Genomic DNA, 9051 nt, shown 5'->3' with positions numbered 1-9051 from the left:
AGAAGCCCTCCGAGATATTCACCGAACTCGTCGAGGCAAATGCTTCCACTGGCTGAACCCGCCTTCCTCAGGCTTCGCATTGAGTGCTGCGAGTGCCTCCGGAGTCGGCGGGACTTGCCAGAATCCCTCACCGACCATCAGGATGCCGTCGGCATTCACATGCCGACCCGCCAGCTCCAGCGTCTCGCCGAATCCGCCGAACGCGTGTGTCGACCCGACGCACAACACCAAGTCCTAATCGCCGTCAGGCACGTACGTCCGGGCGTCGCGCTCGTGCAGTGTGAGCCGGTCGGCGAGGCCGCGTTCGGCGGCGGCGCCGGCGGCGCGTTCGAGGGCGTACCGGCTGACGTCAACGCCGTCCGCGTGCCCGTCGGGGTAATGAGCGAGGGCCTGCAGCGCCCAGGATCCCTCTCCGCAGCCTAGGTCGAGGACACGAGCCGCCGGTTGGCGACCAGCTCGGCGCAGGAGCCGGTTGAGGTTGACACCGAAGATCGGGGCCGCGATCGGGTGGTGCGAGTGCGCGATGCTGCTGAGCCGTTGACGATCCACCGCCAAAGTCAACACGAGTCCGGTCGAGGCCCGCACTCGAGTTGTCATGCCACGCGCGGTCGGCGGCAGATCCGGATGTTCATGACCACAACTGGGCGCGGCTCGACCAGGATGCTCTTGGGCCCAGCGTTCGGCCCAGGTTTTGGCCGACCAAGCGACTTGCGGGACCCAGCGGCACACGACCGCCTGGACCTGCTCGCCGCGTCTGCGGGCCATCACGTCCTGTCCAGATCGACGGCGAGGCGGAATGCATCGCGTCAGTTGTCGCCGTCGAGGACCTCGCGCAGCTTGCGCGCGAAGGCCTCGGGTTGGCCGGGGTAGCCGAAGTCGCCACCGACGAAGCCGCCGTGATGGCTGGGGAACACGGTCGGCTGCTGGCCGAGCAGTTCGGCGGTGACCACCGCGGTGCGCCCGGTGAAGATGCCCGCGGACTCCTCACCCACGGCGATCACGATGCGTGTCGGCGCCGCGGCCAGCGCGTCCAGGTCGGGACGGTAGCTGCTGACCGCCCAGGACCGGTCCGATAGCAGCGGATCATCACAGAGCCGTCGTCCTCGCTCGGCATCCCGAACTGACCCGGATCCGGCGCGGGCTGGGCGAAGTAGTCGTCGGTGAACTCGCCTCGCCACGAGGTCATGGCGATGAAGGCCGCCATGCCGGCATTCGACCCCCTGGCCTCGTAGGCGTCGCGAACGCCGCTGCGGGCGCGCTCGGCAGCCTCGGCATCGGGGAGCACCGGGATGAGTGGTGGCTCGTGGGCCACCAGGGTGGTCACGTCGTGGGGATAGGCCGCCACCAGCGCCAGCGCGGTCACCGCGCCGCCACTGCTGGCGAACATCTCGACCGGTCCAACGCCCAGCGCCTCGATAACGGCGTGGACGTCGGTGGCCTGGACAGTGGGGGCATTGTCGACCCGGCCGTCCTTGCGGCTGCTGCGGCCAAGACCGCGTGGGTCATAGGTGACCACGGTGCGGTCGGAGAAGTGTGAGGCCAACGTAGCGAAGCCGCTGGCGTCCATCGGCTGGCCGATCATGAACAGTGGTGGACGTCCGTCGGCCGTCGGCAGCGGGCCGCGCACGTCGTAGACGATGTCGGCCTCGGCGGTCTCCAGTATGTGCGTGTTCGTCATGACAGTGTTGAACTCCTCCCGTGGTGAAAACTCATCGGACCCTGCGCCCACGCGCCGGCACCTGGCCTGGCAGAAAGCCGTCAAGCAGGCCCGGCACCCCGTCCCTACCCGACTCCCGCCGCACGAGCCATGGCCGACCAGCCGGCGGCGCAGCGCGAGCGCTCCAGAACGTTACGCCTCAGGCACTCGCTCATCGGCAGAAGCGGATGTGCCGCCCGGTCGATGCCGCATCGCTGGTTACTGATCGTCACGGCGGCGCCGACAGTCTCGTGGATTTCGCCGGGTCCGCTGGTCGGCTTCGCAAGCGATTGAAGCGTCGGATTTGCCTCCGCTCATCGCATCGGCTACCTGCAGCAGGGATACCCCATCACTGAGCGGATGGGTGTGGCAGATGGTCCGGCTCGGCGGCCACGGGGGCAACCGCCGAGCCGGATACCGGCAACATATCGTCAGCTCGTCAGGCTCCGCGTCCGCGTACCGGACTCGGGCCTTGCCTGCTCAGTTCGCACCGTGGGCCGGGTGGCTGATCCGCATTGCAACCCATCGGCTGGTTGAGGGGCGGAGCCGACAACCACCTGCCTGGTCTGCACCGATCGCGCGGACCACACCGCTGCGGGCGAGGGACGGACCGTCGATCAGGGAGCCGCGGCCCGACCTGTCCGCGGTGGCCAGTAGCGGCGGACGGTGCGTTCGGAACGGCCGATCCGCGTGGCGATCTGTGCTGCGTGCAGCCTCGGGTCGCGCCGGTACCAGTAGGCCACGGCGTCGGCCGTCCCCTATGGCACGGAACCGTCGTCGCCGAAGCCCACACCTGGTGTTGCCAGCACCTGCGCCGAGCCGTCATTTGGCTCCGGCCGCGTTGCGCCTGGGGCGAGTTCGTCACCCACCCCCAGTCGCTTCTGGTCGGCGGATGGTGCCGGCGCGACCGGCCGGTCAGCGTGGGATGGGCCAAGCGCGTCGCGGCCGCTTGCCGCTGGCACGGACAACCGGTTCGCGTCGGCATCGTGCGCCACGGGACCCGCACCCGCGGGCCGGGCCGCTGCGCGTGCGCTGGTGATGGCGGACGTCAGCGCGACGGGACCGGCTATGTGTGGCGAGGCGGCTGGAATGGATGAGGGCGCCGAGGGGCGCTTCGGGGCCATCGGGACCGGCGCCGTCGCAGGGGCGGATTCGGCCATCTTTGCCGGTGCGGGTCGCTGCTCGTAGGTGTCCGTGCGGATGCGCCCGGCGATCTCGACCAGGCTGACGCTGGCGACGATGACGAGTCCGTCGACCGGGATGGGCAGCAGGTACGCGGCGACGGCTTCGGTTTCGCCGTTGCGGGCGGCGACGCCCACCATGTGCCAGTAGGAGAGACCCAGGCGGCGATGCCGGCGATCCCGGCGGTCGCGACGAGCCGGACGGCGCCGAGGGACCGGCGGTGGGTGGGCACCCGGGAAATCAATTCGACGGTGAGCAGCAGCGCCAGGGCGGCCAAGCGGCGATGAGCTGGCTGATCGGGTTGGGCCGGGCGTGCAGGATGTTGGCGTCCACGGACGCCGCTACGCCGAGGGTGAGGGTGGCACGGACGGCCCACCGCAGCCGCCGCAGATGCCCTGGGGCGGGCAATTGAGCGATGTGCGATCGTGCTGGCGGGGGCGCCGGTACCGGGCGGGGTGGTCATGCGGCTGCTTCCTCCTGCCGGGGCGGGCCGGAGTCCCGCGTGTGGCTGCCCGGTTGCTGCAGCTGGGCGACGAGGTGGTCGGCGAGGGCGATGCTGTCGTCGCTGGGTTCGGCGTCGATCTCGGCGAGGCGGCGGGTGAGTGTCCTGCGGAGGTGGGGTGAGGTCAGTCAGGCGCTGCGGGCGTAGTCGGAGAAGGGGTCTTCGCCTTCGCCGAGTATCAGCGGCACGCCGTACACCGACAGGTCCGGCCTGGGCCGCGCGTACCGCACCCGGTGTCGCCACCGGTGGTGCTCGTAGGCCGTGTCCACCTCGATGTCAGCCACCACGGTGGGCTCGACCTGGGTGTAGCGCAGCGGCTCGGGCCGTTCGAACTGGCCCGACCAGGTGGCCGGTAGTGGATCGGGCCAGGGGTGGGTGACAACACGGCGCTCGGTCGGGCGTGGCGGGGACAGCAGTCTCGCCAGCTCCTGGCGCTGCGGCGTGGCCAGCGGGTGCGTGCGGCCGGTGTATCGGAGCCGGCCGCGCCGGTCGAACCGACCAAGGAGAAGCGTCTCAGGGTTGCGGATGCTGCCGGTGACGCCGCCGACGATCGCCTCCGTGGTGGCACGGGCCCGGAACTTCGCCCACCCTCGCCGGCCAGGCTCATACCGGCTGTCGAGGCGCTTGATCACAACCCCTTCGACGCCGGCCGCGGTCCAGGTGGTCAGCCATTCGCTGACCTCGGTGATGTCGGCGCTCTGCGGGGTGATCGCCAGCTGCGGCGGGGCGCCGGCGAGCAGCCGCACCACCCGGGCACGCCGCTCGATCAGCGGAGCGCCGAGAAGCGGCTCTGCGCCAGCGTCGACGAGTAGGTCGAAGGTGACGTAGTAGGCCGGGTGTTCACGGGCTTCGCGCAGCGGCTGTCGGCCGGCGGTGACCCGCCGCTGCAGCAGGGCGAAGTTCGTCCGCCTCCGCTCCCAGACGACCAGTTCCCCGTCGAGCACCGCGCCGGGCGGGACGAAGGCACGGACCGCGCGCGTGATGTCCGGGAAGTACGGCGTCAGATTCCTGCCGCCGCGCGACTGCAAGTAGACATCCGAAGCTCCCCGGAAGGCCACGGCCCGCCACCCATCCCACTTCGGCTCATAGATCAAGTTCGGACCCTCAGGCACCGAGTCGATCGGCGCGGCCAGCATCGGGGCGACAGGCCGGCGCAGCACAGGCCCACCCGGCGACGTCTCCCACCGCCAGGCCGGGCTCACCCCTCCAGTCCCATCCGCCCGGACCGCGAGCGCCACTCATACGCGTCCCTCCCCCGCCATCGTCGGGCAAAGGGATCGGGCCCCGGGCGAAGATCAGGCACAACGAATGCAGGGGGACCTTGGCATGACGAGCCGAAGGTCGCCCTGGTCGACGGCGTGGAAGCTCGGGTCGAGTGGGCGTCGGTGCTGCCGTTGGGCGCCTCGTCAGTCGGCTACGGCGCGGCGGGTTCCCTCGCGGAGGGTGCGCTGAGGAAGACGACCTTTTGCTGGCTCCTCCATCCGCTCGGCGGCGGGCTACCTCGCAGTCTTCACCGCAGGTCGGCGGCGATCCGGTCGGCGTCGGCGGTCAGGGCGTCGTAGCCGTCGGCGGTGAGCTTGCCATCGCGTCGCAGGTCGCCGAGCTTCTCGCGCAGCTTCTTGAGCTGGTTCTCGGCCTGGTCTGGGTCGCTCTCGGCGATCTCCTTCGCGATCGCGTCCACCTTGGTGTGCAGGTCCTTTGCGGCATCCGGGTTCAACCGGCCGGCTCCCACCTGCTCCTGGATCGACTGGCGCATGCCGGCGATCGGGTCAGCGGGTGGAGTGGGGCTCGGCCTACGCGAGGTGGCCCGAGGGCTCGGTGTCGGGCTGGCCGGGTTGCGGGTGGCGGACGCGACGGTGCGCAGCGTCGGCGTGGCGGGCGCGACGGTGAGCGGCACAGCCGGCACGCGGGGCGCCACAGCGGTGGTGGCCGATGCCGGCGGCGTGGTCGGTCCCGCGATCGAGGTGTGGTCGTCGCGGTCGAGCAGCGTGACGCCGGTCAGGGCGAGCAGCGCGACGCCGAGCAGGGCCGCCATCAGCAGCGCCTCACGCCGATGCCGTGCCGGGCCCGGCCTGGGGCGTGCCGGGCCGCCTGCCTCCGGCCTGGGCGGACGAGCTGTCACCGGCGTGGATCGTCCCGGCCGGCCCGGGTCAGCTGGCGTGACCGCCACGAGGGGAACCGGCGTGCCGGCCCGGGGCAGCAGGGCTGCGAGGCGGTCCCGGACTTCGGCCGCGTCGGGCGGCCGGTCGGCGGGATCTTTGGCCAGCAGTTCGGCGGCCAGGGCGTCCAGCTCGGCGGGTACGTCGGGCCGGCGCTCGCGCAGCGGCGGGGGTGGCTCGTTGACGTGCTGATGCAGCACGCTGAGCGGCTCGCCGGCGAACGGCGGACCGCCGGCGAGCATGGCGTAGAGGGTGCAGCCCAGCCCGTACAGGTCGGTGCGGTGGTCCACCGGCTGGCCGAGGGCCTGCTCGGGAGACATGTAGGAGCTGGTGCCGAGCTTGGTCGCCGGCTCGGTGAGGGTGTTCTCCCCCTGTGCCCAAGGAAGGCGGGCGATGCCGAAGTCGCAGATCTTCACTGTGCCGGTGGCGGTGACGATCAGGTTGCCCGGCTTCACGTCACGGTGCACCACCCCGGCCGCGTGCGCGGCGGCGATCCCGTCGCAGGTCTGTGCGGCGATCGACAACGCCTGCAGGACGGGGAGCGGGCCGTCGGCGAGCAGTGCGGATACCGTCCGCCCCTCCACCAGTTCCATGATCAGGTAGGAGTCGTTCTCCTCGGTGCCGAAGTCGTGGACAGCGACGATGTGCGGATGGGTCAGCCCGGCCGCCGCACGGGCCTCCCGGTCGAAGCGTTCCGCGGCCATCGGCTCCTTCAGGCCGGCCGCGGCGAGCACCTTGATCGCCACAGGGCGGTCGAGGCGCAGGTCGCGACCGCGCCATACCTCACCCATGCCGCCGCTGCCCAGCAGCTCCTCGGTCTGGTAGCGGCCATCCAGCAGACGTCCAAGCACGGCCTCACTGCTCCAACCCAGCGCGCCGCTACACGGGGGGCGGTGACGCGACGGCCGGCATCGGGGTCATCGGACGAACCATCAGGAGTTCCTCATGGTGGACGATCCCCCAAGTTGGTCAACGCGCCATCGGCACCGAGGAAACGACCGGCGGGCGCCGGCTACCCCCCGCTCCGCCGGGCCGCCGAAGCTGCCGCCGTCCGCGTGCAGCTCAACAAGGTCATGACCGCCTCCGCCGCCGACGGCGAACCCGGCGTACCCACCGTCCTCCGCGTGACCGCAGAATCCGCGCTGAGAAGTCGGTGCGCCGGATCTAACTGTCGGAGTCGGGCTCGGCGAGCAAGGGCAGGCCAGCCGGGCTGGTAGTACGCGGAGTGCCAGCCGCTGAATGCCGTTCTGAGCTGGCCCATCATCGGGTCGTCCACGCGGCCCGGCGCGGCGTAGGGCTCCCCTGCCTCGACCCTGGCGAGCCACGCGGTGAACGGTTCGGGTCCGTTGCTCTGTGGGCTCGGGGAACCCTCGTCGAAGACGCCGTTGGTGGTGCCGAGACTGTAGTTCCTGGATGGACAAGCTAGCCGCGCCGGCGATCGCCGAGCTGGGGGTGGCCAGTGACCAAGTGGAGCCCGCGTCGGCGTTGGGTGGTCGTCGTGGTGACGGTGGTCGCGGTGGCCGCGGGCGTGGTCACGATCGCTTGGGTCCGGCGCACCGGGTCGCCCTGGCCGGCCGTGGCCGGCACGCCGTATGAGATTCCACTCGGGTCGGACGGCTGCCCGGTCATCGATGAGCGGCGCCAGTTCGTCGACGCCCCAGGCCCGCTCGTGCCGCCCGGCGCCACCGAGGTCCTGCTGTGCACCACACCCACGGCGCTGCATATCCCGAGCCCCGGGGTGACGGACCCGCCGCGTCAGCGGGTACTGCGTGCCGGGGCCGCCGACTTCGCCGCGCTGCTCAACCGACTACCCAACCGCAACCAGGCCTGGCGGCAGTGGCAGCGGCGGCACAGCGGCTGGTGGCCCGATGCCGCCCCAGAGCCGATGGGCGAGGTCTGCCTGTTGATCGGGTACAGCCACGAACACTCGTTCGTGCTGCGCTACCCGGACCGGCCACCGGTGCCGCTGATCTACACGTGTGGCGGCCAGGCGGGTGGCCTCACCTCGGGCACTCGGACCCGAATGGATCACACCAAACCGCACCTGGTCGACGAGTTCCTGAGCCGCCTCCAGCGGTATTGATCTCGTTGATGAACTTAGTCATCGGAACCAAAAAGGGCATCCCATGACCTGCACCGGGACCTGTCATCGATCGTCATGGGTGTCACTGCTGGTTCACCTCAGACGGACCAAAGACGGCCTGATCTTGATGCCAGGTCGGGCTACCCGCAGCAGTGCCGACCGGTTGGCCACGCCTGGTCCCGGTCCTGGTCGACAGTCCTGAATCTATGGATTGCCGGCGACGCGGTCGCTGAACGCTCGATACGGAGGTGGGGAGCCTCGGCCGGTCGGTCTGGGGTTCCAAGGGTTCGGCTCGTTGCTGTACTTCCGTGCTGTACGGCAACAGGGTTGAGCCGTGGTTGCCTTGCCGGCGTCTGCGACTGTGGTGGCATGGACAACCGGTTCCGCCGGCTGCCGCCGCGGATCGAGCCTCGATACCAGACACACGATGTCTCCGATCCGCCCCCGTTGCCCGATGTGGGGGAAACGAGTTGGTTGACGCCGGCTGGGGAGGTAGCGGGTTTCGAGCGGTTGGCTTCCGCCGTTGCCCGCAATTCCGACCGGACCGGCCCGAACTCTGTGCGGCAGCGGCGGCATGGCCGAGTGCTGGTGATCCTCTACATTGCCTTGGCGCTGGGGATAGTCGCCGTGGGGATCGTCCTGCGCGTTCGTTGATCATTTTCCGGGAGCTCGGCGTCCGGTGGTCGTCTGTAAGCCCTCTGCCTCCACTGGGAAAGACCCCCGCCGGGGGGAGCCTGATCGCGGTCGTCAGCCAGCGCCAACAGGTGTCGTCCTACGCGCTCACGCTCGGCGGCACTGTCGCTCCTTCCGACCGGCGTCGTCGCGTGGTGCGCCTCTTGCTGACGCGTTGCTGACTCCGCCTGACAACGGCTGGCCCGCGTCCTACTTCTGGTCCTGGTCTCGCTCGTCGCGGACGTCCAAGGATTACCGGCGAGGCGGTTGCTACGCGCCGGAACTCCGGTCGGACCCGCTACGCCGCCTTACGGCCGCTGGCCAGGTTCCGACGGCAGGCCGTAGCGCTAATGGCGCTTCTGATGCCGTCGAACCTGGTCCTGTAACAGCGCGAGGCGGCGATTGATGTCCGCGAGCTGGGTTGCTGCCTGCTGCGCGCGGACATGCAGCTCTTCCAGATCCAGTCTGAGCTGTTCCTCGGTGTCGACCTCGACCGGCGCGGGCACCTCGGCGGTGGTCATGGTCATGCCTGTTCTCCCCACGATCGAGCAACCCGAGGAGGGGCCCCGGGTTGGGCAGAACGTACCCCGCCATCTGAGCAGGGAAACGATCGTCGGCTGACCGCCCACGGGTGGGCGCGCCGGGTAGAAGGCGATCAGGCGGTTGGGCGGACAAGGTTTGCGAGACGCGTGTAAGAGGTCGCGCAAATAGGTTGGCGGGGCACGGGCCGGTAGGAGACGGGCACAGGCATCAGTGA

General features: G+C 70.2%; 9 protein-coding genes. 2 read left to right on the top strand and 7 right to left on the bottom strand.

The window, feature by feature from the left end; all coding sequences use genetic code 11:
* Positions 1-234: 234 nt before the first annotated feature.
* The 6 genes from ACFOYX_RS16625 to ACFOYX_RS16600 all read right to left on the bottom strand — a co-directional run bounded on the left by ACFOYX_RS16625 (position 235) and on the right by ACFOYX_RS16600 (position 6390).
* Positions 235-549: a class I SAM-dependent methyltransferase gene (locus tag ACFOYX_RS16625; RefSeq protein WP_322441042.1), complete on the bottom strand. Its 315-nt coding sequence runs from the start codon at positions 547-549 to the stop codon at positions 235-237.
* 257 nt (positions 550-806) lie between these two features.
* Positions 807-992, bottom strand: a complete 186-nt coding sequence (locus tag ACFOYX_RS16620; protein WP_322441041.1) for a hypothetical protein — start codon at positions 990-992, stop codon at positions 807-809.
* Between the two features lie 5 nt (positions 993-997).
* Positions 998-1678: an alpha/beta hydrolase gene (locus ACFOYX_RS16615; RefSeq protein ID WP_322441040.1), complete on the bottom strand. Its 681-nt coding sequence runs from the start codon at positions 1676-1678 to the stop codon at positions 998-1000.
* Positions 1679-2454: 776 nt separating this feature from the next.
* Positions 2455-3018, bottom strand: coding sequence for a hypothetical protein (locus ACFOYX_RS16610; protein WP_377534107.1), 564 nt, complete (start codon positions 3016-3018; stop codon positions 2455-2457).
* A 490-nt stretch (positions 3019-3508) separates the two neighbouring features.
* Positions 3509-4516: an ATP-dependent DNA ligase gene (locus ACFOYX_RS16605; protein WP_322441049.1), complete on the bottom strand. Its 1008-nt coding sequence runs from the start codon at positions 4514-4516 to the stop codon at positions 3509-3511.
* Between the two features lie 374 nt (positions 4517-4890).
* Positions 4891-6390, bottom strand: a complete 1500-nt coding sequence (locus ACFOYX_RS16600; protein ID WP_322441039.1) for a protein kinase — start codon at positions 6388-6390, stop codon at positions 4891-4893.
* A 608-nt stretch (positions 6391-6998) separates the two neighbouring features.
* Between ACFOYX_RS16600 and ACFOYX_RS16595 the strand changes: the two genes are divergently transcribed.
* Complete coding sequence (locus tag ACFOYX_RS16595; RefSeq protein WP_322441038.1) at positions 6999-7622, top strand: hypothetical protein; 624 nt, start codon at positions 6999-7001, stop codon at positions 7620-7622.
* A gap of 369 nt (positions 7623-7991) precedes the next feature.
* Complete coding sequence (locus tag ACFOYX_RS16590) at positions 7992-8276, top strand: hypothetical protein (protein ID WP_322441037.1); 285 nt, start codon at positions 7992-7994, stop codon at positions 8274-8276.
* 365 nt (positions 8277-8641) lie between these two features.
* On the opposite strand, the gene ACFOYX_RS16585 is transcribed toward ACFOYX_RS16590, so the two are convergent.
* On the bottom strand, positions 8642-8821 hold the full coding sequence (locus tag ACFOYX_RS16585; RefSeq protein WP_322441036.1) for a hypothetical protein: 180 nt from the start codon (positions 8819-8821) through the stop codon (positions 8642-8644).
* Between the last annotated feature and the right edge of the window lie 230 nt (positions 8822-9051).

It is taken from the genome of Micromonospora sp. GCM10011541 (genome assembly GCF_042650725.1).
Taxonomy (GTDB): domain Bacteria; phylum Actinomycetota; class Actinomycetes; order Mycobacteriales; family Micromonosporaceae; genus Micromonospora; species Micromonospora sicca.
Note: the sequence above shows the minus strand (reverse complement) of the source record. Positions and strands in the feature narration are given on the sequence as shown.

What these genes read in the sequence shown, in the direction of transcription:
- ACFOYX_RS16590 (WP_322441037.1), top strand. Translation starts at nt 7,992, where the DNA reads ATGGACAACCGGTTCCGCCGGCTGCCGCCGCGGATCGAGCCTCGATAC.
- ACFOYX_RS16615 (WP_322441040.1), bottom strand. Translation starts at nt 1,678, where the DNA reads ATGACGAACACGCACATACTGGAGACCGCCGAGGCCGACATCGTCTAC.
- ACFOYX_RS16585 (WP_322441036.1), bottom strand. Translation starts at nt 8,821, where the DNA reads ATGACCATGACCACCGCCGAGGTGCCCGCGCCGGTCGAGGTCGACACC.
- ACFOYX_RS16605 (WP_322441049.1), bottom strand. Translation starts at nt 4,516, where the DNA reads ATGCTGGCCGCGCCGATCGACTCGGTGCCTGAGGGTCCGAACTTGATC.
- ACFOYX_RS16610 (WP_377534107.1), bottom strand. Translation starts at nt 3,018, where the DNA reads ATGGTGGGCGTCGCCGCCCGCAACGGCGAAACCGAAGCCGTCGCCGCG.